The sequence below is a fragment of the Candidatus Wallbacteria bacterium genome (assembly GCA_028687545.1).
Taxonomy (GTDB): domain Bacteria; phylum Muiribacteriota; class JAQTZZ01; order JAQTZZ01; family JAQTZZ01; genus JAQTZZ01.
In genome coordinates this window covers 50,057-74,143 of the sequence record JAQTZZ010000006.1, presented here as the reverse complement: position 1 = coordinate 74,143, position 24,087 = coordinate 50,057, and the positions used below count along the sequence as shown (strand labels likewise).

General features: G+C 48.4%; 26 protein-coding genes and 1 tRNA gene. 7 read left to right on the top strand and 20 right to left on the bottom strand.

Translation table 11 applies throughout. From position 1 onward, the window contains the following. Nucleotides 1-52: 52 nt before the first annotated feature. Nucleotides 53-781 carry a hypothetical protein gene (locus tag PHW04_04395; protein MDD2715120.1) on the top strand — a complete coding sequence of 243 codons (729 nt, stop codon included), beginning with the start codon at nucleotides 53-55 and terminating at the stop codon, nucleotides 779-781. A gap of 160 nt (nucleotides 782-941) precedes the next feature. Continuing rightward, nucleotides 942-1,994, top strand: a complete 1,053-nt coding sequence (locus tag PHW04_04390) for an ornithine carbamoyltransferase (GenBank protein MDD2715119.1) — start codon at nucleotides 942-944, stop codon at nucleotides 1,992-1,994. A gap of 153 nt (nucleotides 1,995-2,147) precedes the next feature. Here the strand turns inward: PHW04_04390 and PHW04_04385 are convergent, their stop codons facing one another. The 15 genes from PHW04_04385 to PHW04_04315 all read right to left on the bottom strand — a co-directional run bounded on the left by PHW04_04385 (nucleotide 2,148) and on the right by PHW04_04315 (nucleotide 17,063). Further along, nucleotides 2,148-3,458, bottom strand: a complete 1,311-nt coding sequence (locus PHW04_04385) for a hypothetical protein (protein ID MDD2715118.1) — start codon at nucleotides 3,456-3,458, stop codon at nucleotides 2,148-2,150. Between the two features lie 92 nt (nucleotides 3,459-3,550). Further along, complete coding sequence (locus tag PHW04_04380; GenBank protein MDD2715117.1) at nucleotides 3,551-4,480, bottom strand: P-loop NTPase; 930 nt, start codon at nucleotides 4,478-4,480, stop codon at nucleotides 3,551-3,553. Beyond that, entirely contained in the window at nucleotides 4,477-6,573 is a 2,097-nt protein-coding gene (gene flhA, locus PHW04_04375) for a flagellar biosynthesis protein FlhA (GenBank protein ID MDD2715116.1), read from the bottom strand. The genes PHW04_04380 and flhA overlap by 4 nt, the downstream gene beginning before the upstream one ends. Beyond that, complete coding sequence (locus PHW04_04370) at nucleotides 6,573-7,730, bottom strand: EscU/YscU/HrcU family type III secretion system export apparatus switch protein (protein MDD2715115.1); 1,158 nt, start codon at nucleotides 7,728-7,730, stop codon at nucleotides 6,573-6,575. Before PHW04_04370 ends, flhA begins: the two co-directional genes overlap by 1 nt. 71 nt (nucleotides 7,731-7,801) lie before the next feature. Next, nucleotides 7,802-8,569: a flagellar biosynthetic protein FliR gene (gene fliR, locus PHW04_04365; protein ID MDD2715114.1), complete on the bottom strand. Its 768-nt coding sequence runs from the start codon at nucleotides 8,567-8,569 to the stop codon at nucleotides 7,802-7,804. A gap of 2 nt (nucleotides 8,570-8,571) precedes the next feature. Next, entirely contained in the window at nucleotides 8,572-8,841 is a 270-nt protein-coding gene (gene fliQ, locus PHW04_04360) for a flagellar biosynthesis protein FliQ (GenBank protein ID MDD2715113.1), read from the bottom strand. Continuing rightward, complete coding sequence (fliP, locus tag PHW04_04355; GenBank protein ID MDD2715112.1) at nucleotides 8,841-9,650, bottom strand: flagellar type III secretion system pore protein FliP; 810 nt, start codon at nucleotides 9,648-9,650, stop codon at nucleotides 8,841-8,843. The genes fliQ and fliP overlap by 1 nt, the downstream gene beginning before the upstream one ends. Nucleotides 9,651-9,758: 108 nt before the next feature. Next, complete coding sequence (locus PHW04_04350; protein MDD2715111.1) at nucleotides 9,759-10,247, bottom strand: flagellar biosynthetic protein FliO; 489 nt, start codon at nucleotides 10,245-10,247, stop codon at nucleotides 9,759-9,761. Between the two features lie 107 nt (nucleotides 10,248-10,354). Beyond that, nucleotides 10,355-11,869 (bottom strand): adenylate/guanylate cyclase domain-containing protein, encoded by a 1,515-nt coding sequence (locus PHW04_04345; protein ID MDD2715110.1) that lies wholly within the window; start codon nucleotides 11,867-11,869, stop codon nucleotides 10,355-10,357. Between the two features lie 4 nt (nucleotides 11,870-11,873). Continuing rightward, entirely contained in the window at nucleotides 11,874-12,506 is a 633-nt protein-coding gene (locus tag PHW04_04340; protein MDD2715109.1) for a prepilin-type N-terminal cleavage/methylation domain-containing protein, read from the bottom strand. Next, nucleotides 12,503-13,042, bottom strand: a complete 540-nt coding sequence (locus PHW04_04335; GenBank protein MDD2715108.1) for a prepilin-type N-terminal cleavage/methylation domain-containing protein — start codon at nucleotides 13,040-13,042, stop codon at nucleotides 12,503-12,505. The genes PHW04_04340 and PHW04_04335 overlap by 4 nt, the downstream gene beginning before the upstream one ends. Nucleotides 13,043-13,060: 18 nt before the next feature. Then, nucleotides 13,061-13,615: a type II secretion system protein GspG gene (locus PHW04_04330; GenBank protein ID MDD2715107.1), complete on the bottom strand. Its 555-nt coding sequence runs from the start codon at nucleotides 13,613-13,615 to the stop codon at nucleotides 13,061-13,063. A gap of 77 nt (nucleotides 13,616-13,692) precedes the next feature. Next, entirely contained in the window at nucleotides 13,693-15,324 is a 1,632-nt protein-coding gene (locus tag PHW04_04325; protein MDD2715106.1) for an HD domain-containing protein, read from the bottom strand. Between the two features lie 54 nt (nucleotides 15,325-15,378). Continuing rightward, complete coding sequence (locus PHW04_04320; GenBank protein ID MDD2715105.1) at nucleotides 15,379-15,876, bottom strand: hypothetical protein; 498 nt, start codon at nucleotides 15,874-15,876, stop codon at nucleotides 15,379-15,381. Further along, nucleotides 15,858-17,063 carry a DUF401 family protein gene (locus tag PHW04_04315; protein MDD2715104.1) on the bottom strand — a complete coding sequence of 402 codons (1,206 nt, stop codon included), beginning with the start codon at nucleotides 17,061-17,063 and terminating at the stop codon, nucleotides 15,858-15,860. The genes PHW04_04320 and PHW04_04315 overlap by 19 nt, the downstream gene beginning before the upstream one ends. Nucleotides 17,064-17,142: 79 nt before the next feature. Between PHW04_04315 and PHW04_04310 the strand changes: the two genes are divergently transcribed. The 4 genes from PHW04_04310 to PHW04_04295 all read left to right on the top strand — a co-directional run bounded on the left by PHW04_04310 (nucleotide 17,143) and on the right by PHW04_04295 (nucleotide 19,381). Further along, nucleotides 17,143-17,295, top strand: coding sequence for a hypothetical protein (locus tag PHW04_04310; protein ID MDD2715103.1), 153 nt, complete (start codon nucleotides 17,143-17,145; stop codon nucleotides 17,293-17,295). A gap of 96 nt (nucleotides 17,296-17,391) precedes the next feature. Continuing rightward, entirely contained in the window at nucleotides 17,392-18,201 is an 810-nt protein-coding gene (locus PHW04_04305) for a hypothetical protein (GenBank protein ID MDD2715102.1), read from the top strand. Further along, a complete protein-coding gene (locus PHW04_04300) occupies nucleotides 18,198-18,380 on the top strand; it encodes a hypothetical protein (GenBank protein ID MDD2715101.1) in 183 nt (60 codons plus the stop codon). Before PHW04_04305 ends, PHW04_04300 begins: the two co-directional genes overlap by 4 nt. 197 nt (nucleotides 18,381-18,577) lie before the next feature. Further along, nucleotides 18,578-19,381, top strand: coding sequence for an RNA polymerase sigma factor RpoD/SigA (locus PHW04_04295; protein MDD2715100.1), 804 nt, complete (start codon nucleotides 18,578-18,580; stop codon nucleotides 19,379-19,381). A gap of 150 nt (nucleotides 19,382-19,531) precedes the next feature. Here PHW04_04295 and PHW04_04290 read toward each other — a convergent pair whose 3' ends face one another. Continuing rightward, the gene (locus PHW04_04290) at nucleotides 19,532-20,602 is read right to left on the bottom strand and encodes a nitronate monooxygenase (GenBank protein ID MDD2715099.1); all 1,071 of its coding nucleotides are present in this window, start codon (nucleotides 20,600-20,602) and stop codon (nucleotides 19,532-19,534) included. A gap of 189 nt (nucleotides 20,603-20,791) precedes the next feature. Between PHW04_04290 and PHW04_04285 the strand changes: the two genes are divergently transcribed. Beyond that, a tRNA-Asn gene (locus tag PHW04_04285) sits at nucleotides 20,792-20,867 on the top strand. 68 nt (nucleotides 20,868-20,935) lie between these two features. On the opposite strand, the gene PHW04_04280 is transcribed toward PHW04_04285, so the two are convergent. From PHW04_04280 to PHW04_04265, 4 genes are all read right to left on the bottom strand, one after another. Continuing rightward, complete coding sequence (locus PHW04_04280) at nucleotides 20,936-21,943, bottom strand: hypothetical protein (GenBank protein MDD2715098.1); 1,008 nt, start codon at nucleotides 21,941-21,943, stop codon at nucleotides 20,936-20,938. A 167-nt stretch (nucleotides 21,944-22,110) separates the two neighbouring features. Continuing rightward, entirely contained in the window at nucleotides 22,111-22,287 is a 177-nt protein-coding gene (locus PHW04_04275) for a hypothetical protein (GenBank protein ID MDD2715097.1), read from the bottom strand. Nucleotides 22,288-22,338: 51 nt separating this feature from the next. Continuing rightward, nucleotides 22,339-23,295 (bottom strand): SPFH domain-containing protein, encoded by a 957-nt coding sequence (locus PHW04_04270; GenBank protein ID MDD2715096.1) that lies wholly within the window; start codon nucleotides 23,293-23,295, stop codon nucleotides 22,339-22,341. 137 nt (nucleotides 23,296-23,432) lie between these two features. After that, nucleotides 23,433-23,858 (bottom strand): Hsp20/alpha crystallin family protein, encoded by a 426-nt coding sequence (locus tag PHW04_04265; protein MDD2715095.1) that lies wholly within the window; start codon nucleotides 23,856-23,858, stop codon nucleotides 23,433-23,435. Nucleotides 23,859-24,087 lie beyond the last annotated feature (229 nt).

Sequence of the window (24,087 nt, the reverse complement as noted above, 5' to 3'; positions counted from 1 at the left end):
CACTTTGCTAATTCTGCTGTATCCTGATTCTAAAACTTGTCAGAGGTGTGCCATGAAACTCATGCTCTGCTCTCTGCTCACATTTTGTCTCTGCGCTGCCACAGCAGCTCCGCTTGACCCTGGCTGCAGACAGGTGATCCTGGTCCTCAGCCGCGACTGGAGCGAAATCCATGGAAGGATGTTCCTGTTTGACAAAGGCTCGCACTGGACCGAATACAGGGGAGACATCCCTGTCACGCTCGGGAGAAGCGGGCTGGGCTGGGGGCTCGGGCTGCATCCCGCCAATCTTCCAGGACCCGAAAAGCGGGAAGGAGACGGCAGGGCTCCGGCAGGGATCTTTTCCATCGGCGACTGCATGGGATATGCGCCGGCTCCTCCGTTTCAGACAGCGTATAAATACGTCCACACTTTACCAAGCATTCTGGGCATAGATGACCCTGAATCGCAGTATTATAACCAGATAATCGATACCGCTGGGCTTCCGCAGGGAGTCACCTGGAAATCCTTCGAAACAATGAGAAGGGATGATATCCTCTACAAATGGCTGTTTGTAGTCAATCACAATCCATTGCGAATCCCGCAGATGGGAAGCCTGATCTTCATCCACATCTGGCGGGGTTCCGACAAATCCACCTCAGGCTGCACAGCCATGTGCGAATATGACATGCTCGACCTGATGCGCTGGCTCGACCGGTCCAGATCACCGCTCCTCGTGCAGATGCCGGTGGAAGCCTATCAGAAGTACCGGAAAGCCTGGAAACTGCCGGATGTCAAACTCTAATCCACTTGTGCATTAGCCGGAAACGATTTAAAATAGTAATGCAATGATACTTAGTTGCCTGCTTGTTCACGGCACGATGTTGGTAAGTTAGTATGTTAGTAAGTTGGTATGTGGAAGAATACTGCAAATCGGCCGGCAATATTTTATTTCAGGAGGACTGATGAACACAAATTTCAGGGGCAAACATTTCATCGACACTGACGAATTCACCAGAGAAGAAGTTGATACAATGCTGGAGGCTTCCAGTTACCTGAAGCTGAAATTCGCATTGGGAGAGCAGCATCGCCTGCTGCAGGACAAGACGGTTTTCATGATGTTCTTCGAGCAGTCCACCAGGACCAGGAACTCGATGGAGGCCGGCATCACCCAGCTCGGCGGGCACGCCCACGACCTGACACCGGACAAGATGCAGCTGTCTCATGGCGAATCAGCGAAGGATACCGCCGAAGTGCTGTCCCGGATGGGTCACGCCATCGCCTGCCGCAACTGCTTTTTCGGATACGGTGAGAAGAACGAGCTCGGCAATAATTACTTGCGCGAACTGGCCAAATATTCCCAGATTCCGATCTTGAGCCTCCAGGACGACTGGTATCACCCGATGCAGTCCCTGGCAGACCTGCTCACGATCCAGGAGAAGTTCGGAAAAAACCTCAAAGGGCTGAAAATCTGCATTTCCTGGGCTTATGCCACCAGCCACGCCAAACCCCTGTCTGTACCGCAGAGCCAGATCCTGCTCTTCCCGCGCTATGGCATGGATGTCGTAGTAGCAGGGCCAAAAGAATTCCCCTTTATCCCGGAAATAGTGGAAAAAGCCAAAAAAAACGCTGAAAAACACGGCGGAAGCATTAAATTTGTAGACAACATGGAAGAAGGATTCCGCGGCGCTCATATAGTGATCCCTAAGAACTGGGGAGGATTCCTGGGAGTCGAAGTTCCTCCTGGTCAGTCCCGCATCAAACACCTGTCCACTGACGACGGCAAAAAAGTCATGAAAGCCAATCTGGAAAAATACAAGCACTGGATCTGTGACGAGAAATTGATGGGCATCACTGATAAGCAATCAGTCTACATGCACGCTCTGCCGGCGGATCGCGGCAAAGAAGTGGTGGACAGCGTGATCGACGGTGAGCATTCAATCGTGATCGACGAAGCGGAAAACCGGATCCATACGGCAAAGGCTGTGATGGCGTTGACCATGGGAGGGCGTCCTTAGCAACAGCGAACGTTGCAACAACCAATTCTGCACTGCATGATGTTAGTAAGTTGGCAGGTTTGTAGGTTAGTATGCTGAAAAATAGCTTTTCCCAACATACAAACTTACCAACCTACTAACATACCGACTTCTTGGAGTTTATCAGAACACAGCTTACTCATCATCCTTTTCCGAGAGAAACAGGCCGGTAAGATTATTATGTGAGGGAAAAACAAGGTCTTTATGGATTTCCTGCCCGTTCGTGAGACAATAGATCGGAATAGTCCGAAAGGCTTCGCTCAGATTAATCAGAAATCCGAATTTTTTGGTTTCATCAAGCTTGGTGATGATGCAGCCCTTGGGATTGGCGCGGCTGAATTTCTTTAAAATATTCTCCTGGTCAGCTTCCTTGGAGCCGGCAGTGAGAACCAGGAAATTGCTCAGTTCCGGAATTGCGAGCTCTTCGCACATGCTGGTGATTTCATGAGGGTCATTCGGGCTTCTGCCTGGAGTATCGATGAAAATCAGGTTATAGCCATCCTGGCAGTATTTCCGCACTTTTTCCTTGGTCATCTTCTCGCGTTCCGGAAGGTCGCAATCGATAACCTCCACTGGAATTCCGAGAATCTCCCCGTGCTTTAAAAGCTGCTCTGTCGCACCAATGCGGTATGTGTCCAGCGTAATGAAAACAATCTTCAGATTTTCATGTGAAAGTTTCCACTTGGCGGCCATTTTGGCGATTGTCGAGGTTTTGCCTGTCCCGGTGGGACCGATCAGGGAGATCACCTGGCACTGCCCCTGGTACAATTCAAAGTTTTTGATGCTGACAAGATTCTGCAGTTCTTCTTTGAACAGTTCTGAAAGCGACCAGCTGAAGCTGTTTCCCCTTTTTTTCAGGGTTTCAGCGATATTGGCACAGATTTTCTGGACTTTCTCAGGTTTCACCCGGTGCAGGGTCAGTTTTTCACCCAGCTGACGCACTTCAAGCGGTAAAGTATCAAGGCCGAACCTGCTTTCCGGATTTTCCGGAGCCAATACGCTGTTCTGAAGGTCATCCAATTTTTTCTTGATACTGCTGACTTGATCGCCGATTCCTTCCAGAGCCTCGGATTTGCTGTGGGGTTCCTTCAGCAATGCATCCGGTTTTTCTTTGATTTCAGGTTTGGGTTCAGAATTTTTCCTGCCCTTATCGACCAGCTTGAGAATTTTTTTTATGTTCTCCAGATCAGGTGGGGCTTGACATACAATCACAGGTTTCTCTTTTTCGGATTTTACTCTGCTGGATTCAGGCTTGGTCGGTTCGACGGGCTTCTCCGGGGTCACAGTGATCTCGATTTCCCGCCTCCTGAAAAAACCGAAAAATCCACCTTTTTTGACCTCGCGCCTTCCGATCACCTTGATCCGGCAATTGAAGGCAAGACTAGCCTTAAGTTGAGCTTCACTATATGTAGGTGCGGAAAACGTCTGGTGATTCGATTCGTTCATTAATTTGCCGTCACAGCTTCTGGAGAGCTGTTTGATCTTTCAGGATAAAAAACCTGGGTTTTCATTAATTTTACTACTCCCTTTTCAAAATTTCATCTAATCGAAAAAAAACTGCTCAACCGCTTCAGAATACTGTGCCCTGCATCGGGTTTGTATTCTGAAGCTCCCAGTACTACTTCACCAATCCCGCGCAGGTTTCTCGTGACTTCTGCAGCCGGGCTCAGAATGTAAAAAGGCTGCATCTTCTGAGTGGATTCCCGAACCAGTGGTTCATCAAGTATGATGCCGGCCAGCTTCAGATCCTTCTTCAGAAATTTCTTTGCTGTGGCGCAGAGTTTGTGGAAAAGCATTCTGCCATGCTTTTCGATCCGGATCCGATTCATGATCACAGTGATTTTACCCTGATAATTGGCCTGGCTCAAGGCTTTGACCACACCATAGCTGTCAGCGATCGAAGCCGGTTCATCGGTCACGATCAGCACCACCTGGTCGGCCAGAGTAAGGAATCCCAGCACATTCTGAGAAAGACCGGCTCCGGTATCGATCAATAAAATCTCTCCCTCATACTGCAGCGAGGCGATTTCCCCGATCAGGTTGCGCCGCTCGGTTTCGCTCAGATTGGCAAGGTCGGCAATCCCGGAAGCTCCGGAAATCAATTTCAATCCCATGGGGCCGGGCTGAATGATCTCTTTGAGACTCTTTTGCCCCCTGATCACCTGCAGCAGAGTGCCTGAAGGCTTCACCCCCAGGATCACGTCTATGTTTGCAAGGCCTAAGTCAGCGTCCATCAGGATCGTTTCCAGCCCTCTGGACGAAAAATACAGCCCCAGGTTGGCGCTGATGGTGCTCTTTCCCACCCCGCCCTTCCCGGATGTGACAGCCAGTATCTGCCTGAGCCTGGGAGGAGGCATTTCACCCGCGCTGTCGATCAGGCTCTGCAGCAGGGTGGCTCTCTCCTTGAGCTCGCGCTCCCTGGTTTTCTTTGCCATCATCACCCTCAATCCGCTCGCCTGGTCTTTCATATTTCGATCATCCCCAGAGTGTTGACTTCAATATTCGGCTGCAGTTCCAAAGTAGACAGGACTACGATTCCAGGGGCAAGCCTGTCGAACAAATCCTTCACCATCTTCCGCAGGTCCGGCGAAGTCAGAATGATGCAGGGCGAAATCTTTTTCTCGCTCAGACTTCCGAACAGTTTATCCATGGAAGAACGGATTTTTTTCATAGTCCCGCTGTCTAACGCTATGTGCTGGTCTGATTCGTCCGGTCCCTGGAGGCTATTCCGGAAAAGTTCCTCGAGTTCCGGATCGAGCGTGATTACATGCACCAATCCGTCACGGGCGAATTTCTGGGTGATCAGCGGAGCCATCCTGATCCGGCAGAGCTCGGTCAGTTCCCCTGCAAACAAAGTTGCCGACGACTTGCAGCGCTCCATGATTCCTTCGAGTATCAAGACCATGTTACGGATCGAGATGCCCTCACGGAGGAGATTCTGAAGCACTTTCAAGAGCACTCCCTGCTCATAGGCCTTGGTCTTCCTGACTTCTTCTATCAGAGACGGATAATTTTTCTCCAGATTCTTTAGAATATCCTTCAATTCTTCCTGACCCAGGATCTGAAAAGCAAAGTGCCTGATGACCTCGGTCAGGTGAATGGTAAGTATGGCCGGCACATCCAGGACAGTATACCCTTCCTGTTCGGCTTTTTCACGATTCTCCTCATTCACCCAGACTGCCCGGGATCCGGAAATCGGTTCCTTGATTTCAGTCCCCTCGATCAGATTGCCTGATTCTTTGAGACCCATCACCAGATACTGCTTCAGCATCAATTTACCGCGTCCCGCCTCGAATCCCTTGATTTGAATCGTATATTCGTTCATCTCCAGATTGATGTTGTCCCTGATTCTGACCGACGGCACTATCAATCCGAGTTCCAGGGCAGTGTTGCGCCTGATCGTCTGGACCCTGTCCTGCAGATCACCGCCGGATTGCACATCAAACAGCGGCACAAGCCCATAACCCAGTTCCAGTTCCAGGGGCTCTATCTGCAGAAGAGCTGCAACATCTTCGCTCTTTTTTTTCTTTTCCTGATTCATCTTCGCGGTCTCTTCCTCGGACGGGCGCCAGAGCTCTTCGGCTTTCTTGCGTTTCAGGGCAAATCCAAGCGAGACAGCCATCAAAGCCAGCATCAGGAATGAGAGAGTGGGCAACCCGGGTGTGAAACCGAGTGTAGCAAGAAGAGCGGCGATGATGAAGTAGACCTTGGGTTCTACAAGAAATTGTGAGATCAGGTCCCTGCCCAGATTGGATTCTGATGCAGCCCTGGTCACGATCAAGCCTGTGGCAGTGGAGACGAGCAGAGCAGGAATCATTGTCACCAGTCCGTCTCCGACGGTCAAAAGGGTATAAGTCTGAGCAGCTAGAGCAATGCCCTCACCCCGCTGAAACACTCCTATGATCAAGCCTCCGATGATATTCACGACAGTGATCAGGATGCAGGCAATGGCATCACCCTGCACGAACTTGGATGCTCCATCCATAGCTCCGTAAAAATCCGCTTCCCGCTTGATGTTCTGGCGCTTTTCCCTGGCCTGGTCTGCATCGATCAGGCCGTTCTGCAATTCAGCATCCACACTCATCTGCTTGCCTGGCATGGCATCCAGAATGAACCGTGCCGCCACTTCCGCCACTCTGGTCGCCCCGCGTGTAATCACTATGAACTGGATAATGACCAGTATGATGAAAATGACGATTCCGACCACATAATTCCCTCCCACTACGAAATCCCCGAAAGCGCGCACGATTTTGACGTTGAAGGCGACTCCCTGGAGCAGAATCAACCGGGTGGTGGAAACATTCAGAGCCAGCCTGAATAAAGTGATGAGAAGCAGAAGGGATGGAAAAACGGAAAACTCCAGTACATTCCCCAGGTACATAGAAACCAGTAGAATCGCCATGGAAATGCTGATGTTCATGGCGATCAGAATGTCGAGCAGGAAAGAGGGCAATGGAATGATCATCATCACCACTATAGAGACGATGCCGATGGAGATCAGGATGTCGCTGTTGCGCAGGAATGCGGCTAAATAAGTGTTCTCGAATTTGCGTTCCTGCATCAATCACGCCTTCTTTTCATGGGAATGATCTGGGCCAGAATCTCGGAGATAATAACATACAGTTCCGAAGGGATTTCCTGGCCCACTTCACAGTTCTTGTAGATCAGTCTTGCCACTTCCTTGCGCTCCACGATCGGTACATTATACTCCCCTGCGATTTCCTTGATCCGCTCTGCAATTTTTCCGGCTCCCTTGGCGACGACATATGGAGCGCTGTGGCGCGGATTTTCCGGATCATATTTCAGCGCGACTGCAAGCTGTGTAGGATTGGTGAGCAGGACATCTGAGGAAGGTATATCTTTCAGCGTAGCCCTCATCAGCATGCTGCGGGCGCGCTTCCGCTGTTCATGCCTGACCTGCGGATCCCCGTCAATGTCCTTGTGTTCCTGTTTCACATCATATTTAGACATTTTCAAGTTTTTCTCGTACTCATATTGCTGGTAATAATAATCGAAGATTGCAAGCACCAGAAGGGCCAGTAAGACCTGAAGCAGTATTTTCACCAGCAGCGACATCATCACAGAGATGATCATTTCCATACTCATACCTGAAAGCATGATGAAGGTCTTGATCGAACCGGTGAGGGTGCGATACGGCAGATATCCGATTACCAGGAGCTTAAGAATATCCTTTGCCATTTCCACCAGGGAACGGGTGGAAAAGATTCTTGACAGTCCGGCCACAGGGTTGAATCTACTTGGGTCAAAGGCAAATGGATAAAAAGTGAATAGAAATCCCCTGGATTGATAGAAATTGATGGCGACCGCTGAAATCATGACAACTGTTAGGATCGGGGCAAGGGTATACCCGAAGACAAACATCATGTAAGTAACGATCTGCAGGATCTTGCCTCCTGACAATGGGGAAGCCAGTTCGCCCAGGCAGTATGTGAGAAAACCCTGCATCTCTTTCCGCATCTGGTGGCCGAAAAAATACAAAGCCGCGAATCCGGCAAACAGTACTACTACACTGTTTAAATCGATGCTCTTAGCCACCTGTCCGTGTTCACGGGCTTTCCGAATGCGCCGCTCAGTAGGCTTTTCAGTACGGAGTCCTGTCGGAGAATCATCTGCGAAATACTGCAAGTCAAAGCTGGGAGAAAATGGCCGCTTTTCAAACACTGGAATATTGTTCAAAAGTGGTCGGATGCGAGGCATAAGAGCCTCTACAAATAAATTTGAAGAGGCTCTATACAACGCAGCAGACGGCCGCTTTTCAACAATATTGTTCATGATAAAAGCCTCAGGGCAGTGTTAAGTTCCTGATAAAGCCTCAGATATACCTTTGAGATGAGGATCGCCACACCAGGAAAAATCAGGATCAGCAGTCCCAGTCCAACACCGATCTTCAGGGGAAAGGAGATCAGGAACACCTGCACCCTCGGTGCGGTTTTGGCCACAACACCCAGAGCAATGTGTACGATCAGGATGGAAGCCACGATCGGGAGAACTATCAGAAAAGAAAAATAGAACATCCAGGCGAAATTTTCGATCAATATCCTGCCGAAATCAGGAGATATCGATAAACCTCCGATGGGAATGGTTCTGAAACTCTGGATAATCGCATCCACAAGCATCAGGTGTCCGTTGATCGCAAAAAAGATCAGCACAGAAAATAAATACAGGAAGGAGTCCATGCCGGTGAAACCGTTTGCATTGTATGGGTCGATCACGTCCACCAGGCTGAAACCGAGTTCCAGGCCAAGATAACTGCCGGCAGCGTGAAAAACCTCAAAAATCACTGCGCAGAGTATTCCCAGCATCATACCCAGCAGGATTTCACTGCAAAGCAGAAGGACGAAACCGACAATGTTTCCCGGGATGGCCCGCAGGGCAACAAAAGGGAGTACGACCAGACTGAAGATCGCGGTCATTCCGGCTTTGTAACGGATGGGGATCGTCTGTCCGCCGAATACCGGCAGCAGCTGGATGAATGTACCCATCCGGACATTGATCAGTAAAAACAGAAAAAGCTGATTGAAAACGGCATTTTCCATGCTCATCCGACAAAATACCGAAGATTTCCAAGCAGCTTGACTGTAAATTCCACCAGGTCTGACAGGATTTTGGGACCGAAGTAAACCATCGCGAAAAGAATCGCCAGTATTTTAGGCACAAATGTCAGGGTCTGTTCCTGGATGGATGTGGCAGTCTGGAGAATCGACACCACCAGACCTACCAGCACTCCCAGAATCAGTATCGGTCCGGCAGCGGCAATCGATATCTTCAAAGCATCACGGGCAAGTGAGATCACAACAGTCTGATCCATCAGCCAAAGCTCTCCACCAGCGATTTGATCACCAGGCTCCAGCCGTCTGCCATCACGAAAAGCAGCACTTTGAAAGGCAGCGAGACCATCACTGGCGGCAGCATGATCATTCCCATCGACATCAGAGTGCTGGCCACAACCATGTCGATCACGAGGAAGGGGACAAAAATCACTACTCCCATCTGAAAGGATGTCTTGACTTCAGAAAGCACAAACGCGGACATCAGCACATGAAACGGGACATCGGACTCGCTCTTGGGTTTGTCCTGTCCGGCAGTTTTTAAAAAGAGTTCAAGGTCGCTCTCCCTGGTCTGCCTGAACATGAATTTTTTCAAGGGAGACAATGCTGTTTCCAAAGCCTGAGTCTGCGTGATCTTGTTTTCCAGATACGGATTCAGGGCTTCCTGATAGATCTTGGTGAAAGTCGGATTCATGATATAGAAGGTCAGGATCAGAGCCATATTGATCAGAATCTGATTGGAAGGCATCGACGGAGTGCCGATGGCCTGCCGCATGAAGGAAAAAACGATAATGATCCTGGTGAAGGATGTCACCATCACCAGAATGGTGGGAGCAAGGGAAAGCACGGTCAGGATCAGCAGAAGCTGCAGGTTGATGCCGAAATCCTTGGGATTCGAGGATTGGCCGATCTGAATGTTGAGGTTTGGGATTGTGATCGGTCCGGGAGCCGCCTGAAGCGGGATTGAAAAGAGCAGGAATAATAAAATCAGTTCAATCGTGCGCTGAATCCATTTTCGTTCTATTTCTTTTGAGCAAATCCGCAGCGAGACCATTCTGATTCGATTCACCTTTTTTTGTGTCCCGCCCGCATCAATTCGAAACCGTTATCATAAATGATTATAAATGATTTCCGGGAAAATAAAAACAGCTTAACACCGGAAGACCAAATAATGCGGTCAGCTGATTTTATTGATCTTGCGCAGTTTTTCAATCTGTTTCTGCAGTTCATTGACTGTGACCTGACGCTTGGAGAGCTTTCCCTTGATCAGTTTTCCAAAATCCACGCTCTTTTTTTCGTATTTTATTTTCCAGAGATCGCGCTGCTCTTTATCGATTTCCGTAATCAGCGAGATCTGCTCGTCCGTAACCCCGAGAATCAGCAGACGCTCGCATGCCTCCACCAGATAGAGCATGCGCTTGGGTCCGAGCGGGAAACACTCCAGCACCCTGAAGGCTTCGCTTCCCTGCGTATAAGATCTGCGCGAGAGGAAAAAATGGAAAACCAGGATTAACCCTATGATCAGAGCCAGGGAAACGGAAATCCGCAGCAGCATGCCCTCGAAATTCAGATTGGGCTGGAAATTGATGCTGTCCCTGGATTCCCTGGTAAAAAGAGACAGTTCTTCGGAAGCAACGGCGGCCAGAAATAAGAAGGAACAGATCATAAAAAATCCCGACTAGTCAGCAACCAATGTTGCGTAAACATCTCCCACATACAAACCTACCAACTTACTAACTTCTTGCAGCAACAGAACGATGTATTGAATTCAATTTACAGCTTTACGCCGTTTATCATGTAAACAAGTATTTTCTGAGTCTTGCCTTTGACCTGCGAATAGCCCAGCGCCTTGGCGTCCACAATCTCCTTCACGAGCTGGTAAGTGTACTCGCTGATCAGCATGTGGCAGTTGAATTGTCTGGTGAGTGTCTGAATCCTGGAGGCGGAGTTCACATGATCTCCGATCACTGTATAGTCCATTCGTTTTTCAGATCCCATGTTCCCTGCGATCATCTCGCCTGTATTGATGCCGATGCCGATGTCGAATGGTTCCACGCCTCTCTTCTGCCAGCTCTTCTGAAGCTCCTTGAGTTTCAGGAGCATGGCCCAGGAAGCTTTCACTGCCAGGTGGGCATGCTCTTTCTGGGGAACAGGCACTCCCCAGATGGCCATGATTTCGTCGCCCACGAACTTGTCCAGGGTGCCGTTGTAGTCCATGATGATATCGGTCATTGCGGTTAAATATTCGTTAAGGATCGCCACCACCCGTTCAGGAGGATATTTTTCGGAATAGGTGGTGAAACTGCGGATATCGGAGAAAAAAACAGTAGCCATGCGTTTCTCGCCGCCCAGCTTGAGCATTTCAGGATGGTTCAGCACCTGTTCCATGACAGCAGGGGATGTATATCTCGAAAGAACATCTTTGATCTTCTTTTTTTCCTCGATCTGGTCCTGAGAAATTTTCTTCTGAGAAACCAGCTCGTCTTTTGTCAGTTCATAGATATTCGAGTTGGCCATTGCAAGTGCCGCAACGCGCCCGACTGTAGTGATCAGGAGCTTCTCTTCTTCCTTGACATCCTCGCGGTTTCCACTCAGTTTCCCTACATTGATGACGCCGGCGATCTCTTTGCCCTTGAAAAGGGGAACGCAGACCACAGCCGGAATTTCACCCTTGTTCAAAAGTCCGGCCAGCAGCGCATTTTTCCTGGCTTCATCCCTGATTACAAACAGTCCTTCCCGGGTGGCTTTGGCGAGCAGGGATTCGTCGGACAGCTTGAATTTCACGTCTGCTCCCTGAGGATAGTGGTTGCTGCGCACAAGAAAGGCTTCCTGCTTCTTGGCGTCGACCAGAAAAATATCTACAGCCTCGGCTTCAATGCCTTTTTCCAGCACACTGATAATGGTGGTGAACAGGGTTTCCTTGTCGATTGCAGAGGCAATGTCCTTAACTTTCACCATCAGAGAGGTGAATTTTACCGCTTTATCCCTGAACTCGTTGTTTAAACGCTCCAACTGGCGCTCGAGCTCCTGTCCCTTGACTTTCATCGCTCCGCGAGCGGCGTTCAGTTCGAACGGCAGGGAGAAAAGCAGATAAAACTGCAACCCGTTCATGATGATCAGGGCCAGCAGGATAAAGGAAAAAAAAGGAGCGTTCTGAGGATTCTGCAGCAGCTTCCCGAAATATCCATAAAAGGAATAGATCTGACCTTTGAAGGCGAACGCCAGCGCGAGCAGCGCTATCGGGATCAGCAGTTTGACCATCTTGATGATCAGCTGTTTCAGTTTCAAGACCCTACCTCCATAAAGAAATCATCCTGCTGCTTTCCGAGGACTCCTTGCCGACCACTGATTTGACTTTGATGCCAACCCAGCATATCTCTCTGCTAGTATACCATGTCACGCTCAAACTCGGAACTTCCTTGGTGGTGAAATTCTTGTCAAAAAAAGTGAGGGTCATTTCCGAGACGTTCTGCCCAAGAAGAGAATTGGTTTCAACCCGGTTCCCGTTTTCGAAACGACTGTTCCAGAGTCTGACTTCATGAGAAATCAAGTCATTGTACAGTCCGTAGTATTTGGAATGTTCATCGATCTGATCCTCTGCGTCGAACGGCAGAGCGATTCCGTTCCTGAATGCAAACGCTGATCTCCACTTTCTGGGCAATGCAAGCTGAGTTTTGATCGTTTCAATGTCGTATTTCTCAGTCCCGACATACCATTCCATGCAGTTGAAATAGTTTTCCTTCAGCAGCTTTTCCAGTGTGTCAATGATATAGGTGCTGCTCTGAGCCGCATCCATTCTGGAACTGGAAAAATCCCAGGACTGCACTGATACGTTGAAAAAACTGTAGGCAGCCATCAGCACGATCGAAGACACTGCCAGGGAAATGACGATCTCGATCAATGTGATGCCTCTAAGCCTGGTCATTCAATCCTCGGTTTTCCTGTGCTGAGGTCAATCGTAATCTTTCTGGTCTGATTGATGTATGTCGAACGAAAAATTATCTGGTTATTGCCGAGCAGGTTGATTCCATCTCCAGTCGGTTCTCCCCGGTTATTATACAGGATTTTATGGGGAGGAGGAGAAACCGGGTCTGAGAAACCTTCGATTTGCGCGCCTGCCGGGAAAAATTTCACTTCCGTAAGATCGTTTTCCACATCCCAGGTTTTGGTATCCGGGTTGTAAACATAGCGATACAGCTTGTATGATTTGTCGCTGGTAAATTCAAGCCCGTAGCAGACATTGATGTAAGCTTCCCCAGTGCCGTTCTGCCTGACCACTTCCTTATGAGAAAGAGATTCGTTCATGATGAACCTGATATCGCCGGCCACATTCACCACACAGCCTTCCAGCTGAAACACATAATACATTCTGCTGAGGTTTGGATAACCGATGACTGCTATGATACCGATCAGCACGATCGCTATCGACAATTCGATCAGGGTAAAAGCATCATGTTTCACGAACAGCGTAAATCCGCATCAGTTGGGACTGACGCCAAGCATAGGCGTGAGGTTCTGGAAGTTCCCGGGTACCTGATCCCAGGTAAAATATCCAGCAGGACCGGCTTTGGCTTCGCCGCCGTCATATCTGAGCCAGTCCTTGATGTCGTCATTGGGAGTGGCTGTGCCTTTCAGGCCGTCCGGGCCGAATGAATAGACCACAAATCCTGAAGGACCTGCAGTTTCATAATATACGATATAGGGGTGTCCCCAGGCATCGGTACAGACGTCTTCCACTGCACCATCCATGTAAGGGCCTTTCCAGACTTCGACTCCTGCGATCCAGGGAGCTTTGCTGTTGGAATAATTGTCTGCCGGAGCCACCATCAGGTTGTAAGTGGACTGCGGCATGACACGCATGTGCATCTCATACATCTTGGCCGCGGATTTGATCGCTGACATTTCCTGTTTGGTGGCGGAAACCCGGCCTTCTTCAATGAATTGATTGAAACGAGGCAATCCAACTGCCACCAGGATACCAATTACTACCAGAATGATCATCAGTTCGATCAAAGTGAAACCTTTTTTAAGCATGGTCTATCTCCCAAACTTACTGTTTTTAACAATTTATCAGATTATCGCTTATTGTCAACAGCTGCGTGAAAATCTCCTCAGTGCCTTTCATTTCCGATTGAGATGATGCTGACATCTGAATTCAAGATCTCGTCATAACATTTTTTGGAAATTTTGAGAAAAGATTCCACCACCTGCGGGTCGAACTGAGTACCGGAATTTTTGCGGATTTCCGCCATGGCAGCTTCATACTCCATGGCCTGACGGTAGGATCGGGTGGAGGTCATGGCGTCGAAAGAATCAGCCACAGCCACGATCCTGGCTTCAATGGGTATTTTAGTCCCTGCCAGTCCGCTCGGATAACCCTTCCCGTTGAAACTTTCGTGATGATACCGGATGGCAGAAAGTTTTTCCTCCAGGAATTTGATCGGTTTGATGATTTCAAATCCCTTGACCGGGTGCTTTCTGATCAACTCAAACTCGGAATCCGACAGGCGTCCGGTCTTGTTGATGATTTCAGGCGGGATACCCACCTTGCCGATATCGTGAAGAAGTGAGCCGTAGCGCAGATTCTTGATCAGCATCTCATTCAGACCCATCTGTTCCGCAATCTCCACAGAGTAGCGGGACACGCGCACAGAATGTCCATGTGTGTAAGGATCAGAAGCATCCAGGACATTGGCCAGAACTTCAACCGAAGCCAGATAACTTTCTTCCAGGTCCGCATAGAGTTTGGTTTTTTCTATGGCAGTAGCCGCCTGAGCGGCGAAACCTTCCAGAAGTTTCAAGTCTTTACTGTTAAAACAATGGGACTTCTGCCGGTTGTCGACATAGAGCACCCCCACGATCTCGCGCCTGGTTTTCAGAGGCACGCACATCACTGAGCGGATGTTCATGTTGATGATGCTGGCTCCTTCCTTGAACCTGGGATCCAGCAAAGCATCGGTGGTGACGATGGATTTTCCGCTCTTGGCCACCTGAGAGGCGATGCTCTTGCTGACGCCCTGCCGCTCTTCGCTTGACAGCACATCGTGCATTTTCCTGGCGACCGCAGGGACGAGTTCCTTGGTTTCTGCGCTGTATAACATCAGAAATCCCCGCTCCGCGTTCATGATCTTGATCACCATGTCAATGATCAGATTCAGAAGTTCCCGGAGATCATAGACAGAACTGACAGCTTCGTTGATCCTGTTTAGAGTCAGCATGATCTGATAGGATTTTTCCATTTCCCGGCACGAATTCAAGGTTCCAGTCAGGGAGTCATGAATTTTTTTCAGGTCGCAATAGTTGATTGCACTCTTCCCCTGCTCTGCCATGGCAATCGTCTTTTCCAGCTGTTTCGCCATCTGTTCCAGATTGTCGCTGACCTTCTTCTCGGTCTTTCCACTCTGTCCTTCCCGTTCGTCAAAAACTCCCTGGATCAATTCGGGAATTGCGGTGTCCCTCCGGAAAACGATCATGGTGTCACCGATCATGATCTCGTCGTTGTGGATAAGCCTCGCTTTTTTCACTCTCTTCCGATTGACAAAGACTCCGTTCGTGCTGCCGAGATCTTCAATATAAGCTCCGTTGACTTCATAATAAATTCTGGCATGGGTACGGGAAACCTTATAATCTTCTAAAACAATCAGATTGTCTTTCCCCCTGCCCATCCGCAATTCGGGCCGCTCAGCGGAAAGATGAAATGACTCCTGATCCTTGTTTAAAAAATATACGGTGATTAACGGCATAAATTAAATTCGCACCTGTTCCTCTATCACCAACTATTATACTGCTTCCTCTTCTTAATTCCCATGTCCCTTGCACAACCAGGATACTAATCGCCCGACCATGGCATCGTCTGCATCTATCGACAGGATCAGTTTCAATTCACCTGGAGCCAATCCGATTTCCAGGATTTCCACGTTCGCCATGCCTTCGGACAGGTCGAAGGACAGCGCCAGTTCCTGGTGAACGATCCTGCAGTCAAATCCAGGCAGCCATTTCCGCGCGAGAGGTGATGTCAGGGAAAGGAGCAGATTGATCAGCGCGGAATTGCATGTAAAAACCGCGTGACAGCGTCTTCCTTTCTGATAAAATTCCCGAAGCAGCAGTGAGATTATGATTTTTTCCCTGGGAAAACAGCTGAAAGCCTTCCTGGCATAAAGGACTAGAATCAACGTTTTTTCCTTGAAAAGCAGCCGCAGTATTTTCCCGTCCAGATTTCGCTCCTGCAGAGCTCTCTCAAGAATTCGATTCGCCAGATCCTGCGACAAGCGAAGGTCTAAAACAATACCCTGCATAGTGCAACTCCGATCAGGATCGCAACTCCAAGGATCACAGGCGGGTAAACTTTATGAAGCCGGGACCCGAAATATTCGTTGGAGAGAATCAGGCAGAGATGTACCGGGGAACAGAGCACGCCTCCGTATCCGGACACATATGCCAGCAGAACTCTGGAAAAGTCCACGTCGCCGTTCTGACGGAGAAGGGGCAGGAGCAGGGGAAAACCGATGCCGACAAAAGCATTCGAGACACCGGTAAGCAGCCCGATCATAAATGGCAGCAGAATCAGCAGAAGTTCGACGCTGAATCCCGCGTTCTGAGAATACACCTTGAATTCCATCGCCATTCCTGAAAGTTCAATCGTTTTCTTGAAAAAGAAAACTGTGACAATCAATGCCGCCATTTTGATCTCCAATGAATCGTACAGAACCCTCCAGAAAGACCCCTTCATTTTCACAGTGAGCCAGATGGCGTAAGGGATCGTGGCCAGAGCTATCAAAACCACGAAATCCAACTTCAGAAATACTCCTATCACTATCACGATGAAGGGGAAAAATGCAGTCAAAACCTGTTTCCCGCTGATTGCCTGCTCAGAGCCCAGGTCGGAATCCGGCGGAGGTTGCTTTTTGATGAAATGGAATAAGTATCCCACTCCGTAAACCAGGGCGATTGGAGTCATATACCACTGACTCTTGACTATCATCCAGAGCGGGACTCCCAGTATTTTCACCATCATCACTACACCAGAATAGAGGGGGAAAAAAAACTCCCAGACATGGCGGAACCAGTAATTGGCAAAAGTCTTATGTTCGGGTTCAAGGGTGAGGTTGCGGCCGGCTTCTTCTACAAATGGAGCTGAAAAGACCGCCCCGCCCAGCATGGGCAGCAGTCCAAGTATCGATGGGAAAATCGGAATGATCAGGCGCTTGTCTCGCAGCCGCTGGTGCAGGAAATTAAAGACCGGGGGGAAAACCTTGTAAACTTCAATCAGTTTAGCCAGAAACAGGATCAGGTAAATAGCGATGAAAAGTTCCCATACATCACGGTCAGACAAGGTGGAGACAAAGATTCTCAGGAAATCTTCGGGCATGATCAAGTACTGAAAACCGGTCAGGAATGCTGCGGCAAACAAAGTGATATAGAGCGGCAGTCTCATCGCGAGTAGCACAATGAACAGAAGCAGGATTAATCCGATTTTCAGCATTACCACGGGTATGAGTTTATTAGAATTACCAGGTTTATTCAAACTTGACCATGTGTCTCTTTATGATTATCATGTCCATATGTGCAGAAAATGCATTTATTACGAGCGGCTTGATGAACAATACGGTCATTGCAACTGCGAAAAAGCGGGTGGATTCAAACCCATAGTCGAAGCTGCTTCGGTTTGTGAATTTTACAAAGCAAGAGATGATAAGGATGACGGGAAAAAGTAGAAAAAAAGGTGCAGCCTTACGGACTGCACCTCCAAAGAGAGGGTAAAACTTAGAGTTTTACAATAAAGTTATCGGATCTCCGGAGAAATAAATTTAATGGATGGAGACGGGAAAAACAAAAAACTAGGGCAGATCCTCCTGGAGTCAGGGGCGATCAATTCCGAAGTTCTGGCCAAGGTGTTGAAATTGCAGCCCGGCTCGGACGAACTGATCGGGCAACTCCTGGTGCAGGAAGGAGCGATCAATTTAGATGACCTGGCTAAAGGGCTCGCCACCCAGTTTCACATGCCTTTTTTCGACATCACCAGTTATCCACCCCCTGAATCGCTGCTTTCAGAAACCCCGCCTGAACTTATGGTTACCTATAATTTTCTCCCGCTCAAAAAGCTTCCGGATAAAATCATTGTGATCATAGATGACCCGACAGACCAGTCAATGCTCGCGGATCTCAAACTGCATTATGCCGACAAGGTGGAATTCTTTCTTGGGAACAGGGAAAAAATTTCCGCCAAACGCAAAAAATACCTTTCCAGGATCGGAAAAATAGAAGAAACCGGAACAGAAGCCGATGAAAACCTCAGTTTTCTCAAGCGCTTTCTGAAAACCGGATCTCTCGAAGCCGCGCTTTCGGATGGCAGGGGGGAAATCCGCCTGCCAGAGGCTCCTCGTGCCGATGTGGCCAGAATGGGAAAAGAAGCAGGCATCCAGGAATTCCTGGAAATGCTTAAAGATCCCGACAGGCATTTCATAGTTGCCATGCAGAACGGCGAAAAATTTGCGGGATCTGTGCTGGATAGTTCTGAAAAATTCATCCTGATCTCCACCTCCACCGGGAAAAAACTTTTAAATTTTACACAAATCAGCTATATTGAAGAAAAAGAAATCAAGAGAGGAGGTGAAGTATGAAAAAGTTGATCGTTCTGCTTATCAAGACCGTGGTCACTTTGATCCTCGCATTCCTTGGCGTGATCGGCATCATCATCGCCGCCGCCTTCATCATGGAAAAATTCGAAGATGATGATGATTTTGATTTCGACGAAGACGATTTCGAAGAAGATAATTCTTCGGAAGAAAAGAAGAGTTGAAATCGATCAGGAAAACATTAATCGTCAGTGTAGAGGGCAGGGGGTAACCCTGCCCTCTACTTTTGATCATCACCTTCAATTCATCAACTGCGAAATAAATTAAACCTATCCGAAAAAAAAAACGATATGTTTTGAAAACCAGTCGCGTGTCTGTGGAAGGATCGAATCCGAAACAGGAGATTTCTGATTAAAGGAATATGGAAAACAAAGAAATAGTTTTTTACCTCAAAGAAATCTCCAGATTCAGTTTTCTGGATAAGGTTGAGGAGCGTCAATATCTTGCCAAAGCAAAAAACGGCGATAAGGAAGCACGGAGGATTCTTGTCTGTGCCCACCTGCCTCTGGTCGTGAACATTGCTAAAAACTACCTGAATCATGGGATCGGACTTTCAGACCTGATTCAGGAAGGAAACCTGGCTCTGCTCCAGGCCATTAAGAAATTCGATCTCAAGTGGAAGAATCGATTCAACACTTATGCCACTTATTGTGTGCGGCAGAATATCCTGCGTGCCATATACAACCAGAGCAGAACAATCCGCCTGCCAGTGCACTTGTATGAGAAATTCCTGAAAATCAGGAAGTTCTCAGAACAATTCTATCAGAAGTACCAAACCTGGCCCACTGACAGGGAAATTTCCGAAAAAACCGGAATCTCTTTTCAGAGAGTGGAACGGATCAATGGATATTTCGAAAAAGTTCTGTCGCTGGAAAATTATCATGCTGCACTTGAAGGAGACTGCACTCCGGAAGAGACTGCAGTAAACAATTCCTATCAGAATGAGCTGACTTCAGTAATCAATGACGCCCTCTGCGACCTATCAGAAAAGGAACGGGAAATCATCAAGTCATATTTCGGGATCGGCAGCGATCAGCCCAAGACGTTGAGGGAACTTTCCGGCATCTACCGCCTCACTAAGGAAAGAATCAGACAGATCAAGAACTTTGCGCTGCAGAAGCTTGCCAATTCATCGCTGCTTTCTTTTTACTCAAGCGTAGAATGAACTGAGATAGGTTTTTTAAGTTTATAAGATCGTAAGAGGGTAAGTTTCAAGAGGTGTCGAAAACTTACAAACTTATAATCTTACCAACTTACAAACTTCATTCTGATTTCAAGCGATTAAATGAATATCGTTTATGATGTACGGTTTTGATTACAATCCCGAAATCAACTCATGAATCAGCTTTGGGACAGTGCTGATTTCCTTGACCCTGTAAACATTTGAACCACAGAAAGCGAATCCTTCCTCCAGCTTGCCCAGATTGGCATTGATCAGGGCAAAGGCGATGCAGTATGGAGATTGTGTTGGATTGCAGGTTTTGATGCAGTGATATGGGCAGCGGAAAGGTTTTTTTTCACCTCTTCCCACGGCATTCAGGAACTCATTCCTGATCGCCCGGCCAGGCATCCCTACCGGACTCTTGATGATGATCACGTCTTCCTTTTTTGTCCTTACATACAATTCCTTGACTGCCTGCGAAACATCAGCCTCTTCGGTGGCTACAAAGCGGGTTCCTATCTGCGCCGCTACAGCACCCAGATCAAGGTATTCTTTTATATCCTTGCCTGTGAAAATACCGCCCGCTGCAATCACTGGTATTGTTTTCTTGAATTGCTGTCTGATCTTCTCAGCCGAAGCTTTCACGTCCAGGAAAATATCTTTCAGTTTGGGCGGTGTTCCGGTGAGTTCCTCGTATTTGTAACCCAGGTGGCCGCCTGCCTTTGGTCCTTCTACGACTGTGGCGTCAGGAAAATAGTTATAGTTTTTGACCCAGGTCTTGGTGATCAGTTCAAGGGCGCGCCCGGAACTGACAATCGGGACCAGTTTGGTCTTTGCATTGGGGACTTTATGCAGCAGGGCAGGCAGGTGCAGCGGCAGACCTGCTCCGGAAAAAATGAAATCAATGCCTTCCTCGATCGCAGCGGATACCATGTCGTCGTAATTGGTAAGGGCGACCATGATGTTGGTGCCCAGCAGTCCGCCCCTGGCCAATTCCCTGGCTTTGCGTATTTCCTGGCGCAAAGCGCGGTTGTTGGCATCAGGGTAATGGGTGGCGAAATCCGGTTCCGCAAAGCCTACTCCGGCGGTTGCGATGATCCCGATCCCACCTTCGCGTGCCACGGCTGAAGCTAGTTTATGTAGAGAGTAGCCTACTCCCATCCCGCCCTGAATAATCGGCAGCTCGACTTTGGCATCCCCGATTTTGAACTGATATTTCGGCATAGACTCGATTGCCCCTGTGGCTTAATTAATGGCCTAACACATACTAAGTGCCAACCCGGTTTCCTGTCAAGATAATTTTACCAGAAAAGGTCACTTCCTGGAAACGGTGAGTGGTATTTTAGCGTAAATTATCCCTGCTCTTGAAAAATGGGATCTGATTTTTTAACATTGGTAATTGACACCAGAGGTTCCTGAGTAGCTCAGTTGGCAGAGCAAGTGGCTGTTAACCACTGGGTCGGGGGTTCGAGTCCCTCCTCAGGAGCCAGAAAATCCAAGGGGCTGCCCAATAAGGCAACCCCTTTTTTATTGATCACAATTGTTACTGAAAAATCTTCAGTGTTTGTCGATTTTACTGCCCAGCGGCGCTTTCAGTCCGTCCTTTTTAGCGTGTTTCGATTTCAGCCCGGTTTTTTTCAGCTGCTTCTGCTGGAATTTTGGATTCGGCTTGATCTTGGTTTCGCCGACTTTTTTCAGTCTGGCGTCGAATTTCACCAGCCTGTTGCCGGTGAGGATCACAATTCCTCCGTCCTTCAGGGAAACAACTTTCCTCCCGGGGTTCTGCTGACCGAGAAACGGCGGTCGAATTCCCGCGCCTGGGGTAAAGGCAGTCTTGTTCACAAACTGGGGGTTCCTTTTCTCCTGCATCAGGAGCCGGTCGTGTCCGACTGCTTTCTGCTGATTCTTAAAAAGCTTATCCAGCGGCTTCTGGCGGTCGAGATTGGCAAGGTACAGTTTCTTCCAGGTGTCGTTTTTTCCGGGAACCTTTCTTTGCAGGCTTTTACCGGCTGCCAGGGCTTTCCGGTTTTCCCGCTGCTGTGCGAAAAATTTCGGATTCTGCTTTCCTGCAGGCCGTTCACGATTCAGGTTATTGAGATGGTTCTGTTTCCAGGCGGCAGCCTGCACCTGTCGGAAATGCTGGTCTTTAAGAATCTTCCGGCGTTCCGGAGCGTTTTTTTTCAGGCCGGCTGACTGCAGATTCTTCCCATGCCTGGCGATCTTCTGCATATCTCCGCGACACTGGCGTGAAAGCCTTTCACAGCATGCCTGGAATGCATCTCTTTTTATCGGTTTATCAGCTGTTACTTTCTGATTCTTTGCTTTCACTTTCCTGTTCAGAAGACCTGGCTTGATATCGGTCTGGGCGACAGGTTTCAGGTTTTTATCGAATTTGAAAAGCAGGTTACCCTGCAGCACCACTATCCCGCCATCATTTGTTTCGATAATCTGGCGGTCCATCTGAACCTTCTCCCGCATTCCAGCAGCCTTATCCTGACCGGCAAAGCAGACTGTACCCATTAACAGAAACAAAACCGCCAAAACCAGACCCGTGATTTTTCTCATGCGCTTCCTCCAGAAATGAATTTTACGACGGTTTTGTTATTGCAATTTTCATGCCAGTAATTATAATTCTGGTAAAAGCCTGCTGTTGAAAGCTTTCTCTTTTCGCTTCCTGGGGAAACCGGAGGATGGTACGTCACTTTTCTGGCAGCATTGTCAGATTTTTTACATCAGTTCGGATCCGGTGTTTTATCCGGCTTTTCTCCCCGTTTCCGCCGTTCCACAGCCATTTTCAGCAGATATTCGATCTGGCCGTTGATGCTCCTGAATTCAGCCTGAGCCCAAGCTTCAAGGTCAGCATAAAGCACAGGGTCGATCCGCAGGGCAAATGATTTTTTTTCACTCATGTCAGCCACCATAAATATAAGGGCGAACAGCCGTTCGCCCTTACGAAGAGATTATTGATACAATGTCCCGGTATTAATCACAGGCTTTGTTTCGGACTCGCCGCAAAGGACGACAAGCAGATTGCTGACCATTGCCGCTTTCCGCTCCTCATCCAGGATCAGCACCTTCTTTTCTGACAATTCACGCAGAGCCATCTCCACCATGCTCACAGCTCCGTGCACTATTTTCTGCCGGGCTGCAATCACAGCTTCCGCCTGCTGACGCCGCAACATGGTCTGGGCGATTTCAGGGGAGTAAGCAAGATGGGTAAGCCTGGCTTCCTCTACATGCACTCCAGCTTTACTCAGACGATCCTGCAATTCTTTCTGAAGTGCATTAGCGATTTCGTCCCCTCCGCCACGCAGGGTTACTTCCTCACCATCGTCCATGTGATCGTATGGATATGAATTAGCCAGATGCCTGACTGCAGATTCGCTCTGCACCCGCACATAGTTCTCGTAATCGTCCACATCGAACACAGCCATGGCAGTGTCCTCGATCTTCCAGACGACTACAGCCGCGATCTCGATCGGATTGCCGCGCTTGTCATTGACCTTCAGTCGTTCACACTCGAAGTTGCGGGTCCTTAGCGAGAGCTTCATGCTTTTCGAAGTGGTAAACCCGGTGTAAGTCGCTCCGTGTGAGCTTCTGAGGGTTTCAGGCTGATTTAGCGGGACTTCCCTTCTGGTCAGTTTGAAAGGATTGACCCAGTGAAAACCTGATTCCCTCACTGTTCCACAGTAAGAACCGAACAGAATCAGAATCTGCGCCTCATTGGGCTGAAGGGTGAAAAAACCTGTGCAGAAAAACAGTGCGGCCACCAGACTGAGTACCAAAACAGCGACCAGCATCCCGGAATCGGTTTGAGAGGCATAATAACCCCAGAGCGGAACACTTAAAAACAGAGCCAGAGTGAGCAGGAGCATACCCCAGCCGCTCAATGCCTGTACATTTTTCTCTCTTGTCATGACACACCTCCTTGACATCTTCTAATTTAATATTACAGTGATATCATCTTAATGTCAAGATGGCATCTCCAGTTACCAGTGACCAGAAAAAAGGCCGGGATTTCCCGGCCTTTCCGCGTACAGTTCGTGATTTTGTTTTACTTCACTTCGATCAATTTGGCCTCTTTTTTGGGAATCTCTTTGAGCGGAACCAGCACTTTCAAGATACCGTTGTCGAATTTAGCCTGGATTCCGGTTTCATCGACTCCATCGCCCAGTGTGAATGTGCGTTTGAATGTGCCGTATCTGCGCTCAGTCCTGAAATAGTTCTTGTCTTTCTCTTCAGTTTCCGCTTTCGTTTCCCCTGAGATCGAGAGAATTCCTTCTTCCAGTTCAACTTTGATGTCTTCTTTGTCAAGTCCCGGGACTTCGGCATCAATGTGCACGATTTTGTCCTTTTCATAGATGTCCACAGCCGGATACCTGTAACCTGTCTCCCAGAGATCTGTGTTGAAAAATTCCCTGGCCAGCTGATCAAAGGCAGGCAGATCGTTCTTTTTTTCTCTCCTGATGATTCCAAACATTTTGCACCTCCGTTTTGAATTTATTTCTGTAAATTAATTTAACAACGTTCATGCCAATATCTGGTCTCAGGATAAAATTCCTTGATTTTCAGGGTTTTTAAGGCATACCGGCATTTTTCAGGCTGGCTTTTCTGTGGATATTTTCCCTGGAGATTGCCGAAAAAAACCACAAAGCTGTTTAAAAAATCTGAGCTGTTAAGCGCACGAGCCTGCGCAAGGCGAAACGTAT

Excerpts from the sequence above, each read along its gene's own strand:
- PHW04_04280 (MDD2715098.1), bottom strand. The coding sequence starts at position 21,943 with ATGAGAAAAATCACGGGTCTGGTTTTGGCGGTTTTGTTTCTGTTAATG.
- fliQ (MDD2715113.1), bottom strand. The coding sequence starts at position 8,841 with ATGGATCAGACTGTTGTGATCTCACTTGCCCGTGATGCTTTGAAGATA.
- PHW04_04310 (MDD2715103.1), top strand. The coding sequence starts at position 17,143 with ATGTGCAGAAAATGCATTTATTACGAGCGGCTTGATGAACAATACGGT.
- PHW04_04265 (MDD2715095.1), bottom strand. The coding sequence starts at position 23,858 with ATGTTTGGAATCATCAGGAGAGAAAAAAAGAACGATCTGCCTGCCTTT.
- PHW04_04320 (MDD2715105.1), bottom strand. The coding sequence starts at position 15,876 with ATGCAGGGTATTGTTTTAGACCTTCGCTTGTCGCAGGATCTGGCGAAT.
- PHW04_04380 (MDD2715117.1), bottom strand. The coding sequence starts at position 4,480 with ATGAAAGACCAGGCGAGCGGATTGAGGGTGATGATGGCAAAGAAAACC.
- PHW04_04370 (MDD2715115.1), bottom strand. The coding sequence starts at position 7,730 with ATGCCTCGCATCCGACCACTTTTGAACAATATTCCAGTGTTTGAAAAG.
- PHW04_04340 (MDD2715109.1), bottom strand. The coding sequence starts at position 12,506 with ATGACCAGGCTTAGAGGCATCACATTGATCGAGATCGTCATTTCCCTG.
- PHW04_04295 (MDD2715100.1), top strand. The coding sequence starts at position 18,578 with ATGGAAAACAAAGAAATAGTTTTTTACCTCAAAGAAATCTCCAGATTC.
- PHW04_04330 (MDD2715107.1), bottom strand. The coding sequence starts at position 13,615 with ATGCTTAAAAAAGGTTTCACTTTGATCGAACTGATGATCATTCTGGTA.
- PHW04_04305 (MDD2715102.1), top strand. The coding sequence starts at position 17,392 with ATGGATGGAGACGGGAAAAACAAAAAACTAGGGCAGATCCTCCTGGAG.
- PHW04_04290 (MDD2715099.1), bottom strand. The coding sequence starts at position 20,602 with ATGCCGAAATATCAGTTCAAAATCGGGGATGCCAAAGTCGAGCTGCCG.
- PHW04_04275 (MDD2715097.1), bottom strand. The coding sequence starts at position 22,287 with ATGAGTGAAAAAAAATCATTTGCCCTGCGGATCGACCCTGTGCTTTAT.
- PHW04_04385 (MDD2715118.1), bottom strand. The coding sequence starts at position 3,458 with ATGAACGAATCGAATCACCAGACGTTTTCCGCACCTACATATAGTGAA.
- PHW04_04315 (MDD2715104.1), bottom strand. The coding sequence starts at position 17,063 with ATGCTGAAAATCGGATTAATCCTGCTTCTGTTCATTGTGCTACTCGCG.
- flhA (MDD2715116.1), bottom strand. The coding sequence starts at position 6,573 with ATGCAGGAACGCAAATTCGAGAACACTTATTTAGCCGCATTCCTGCGC.
- PHW04_04395 (MDD2715120.1), top strand. The coding sequence starts at position 53 with ATGAAACTCATGCTCTGCTCTCTGCTCACATTTTGTCTCTGCGCTGCC.
- fliR (MDD2715114.1), bottom strand. The coding sequence starts at position 8,569 with ATGGAAAATGCCGTTTTCAATCAGCTTTTTCTGTTTTTACTGATCAAT.
- PHW04_04300 (MDD2715101.1), top strand. The coding sequence starts at position 18,198 with ATGAAAAAGTTGATCGTTCTGCTTATCAAGACCGTGGTCACTTTGATC.
- PHW04_04325 (MDD2715106.1), bottom strand. The coding sequence starts at position 15,324 with ATGCCGTTAATCACCGTATATTTTTTAAACAAGGATCAGGAGTCATTT.
- PHW04_04350 (MDD2715111.1), bottom strand. The coding sequence starts at position 10,247 with ATGATCTGTTCCTTCTTATTTCTGGCCGCCGTTGCTTCCGAAGAACTG.
- PHW04_04270 (MDD2715096.1), bottom strand. The coding sequence starts at position 23,295 with ATGACAAGAGAGAAAAATGTACAGGCATTGAGCGGCTGGGGTATGCTC.
- PHW04_04390 (MDD2715119.1), top strand. The coding sequence starts at position 942 with ATGAACACAAATTTCAGGGGCAAACATTTCATCGACACTGACGAATTC.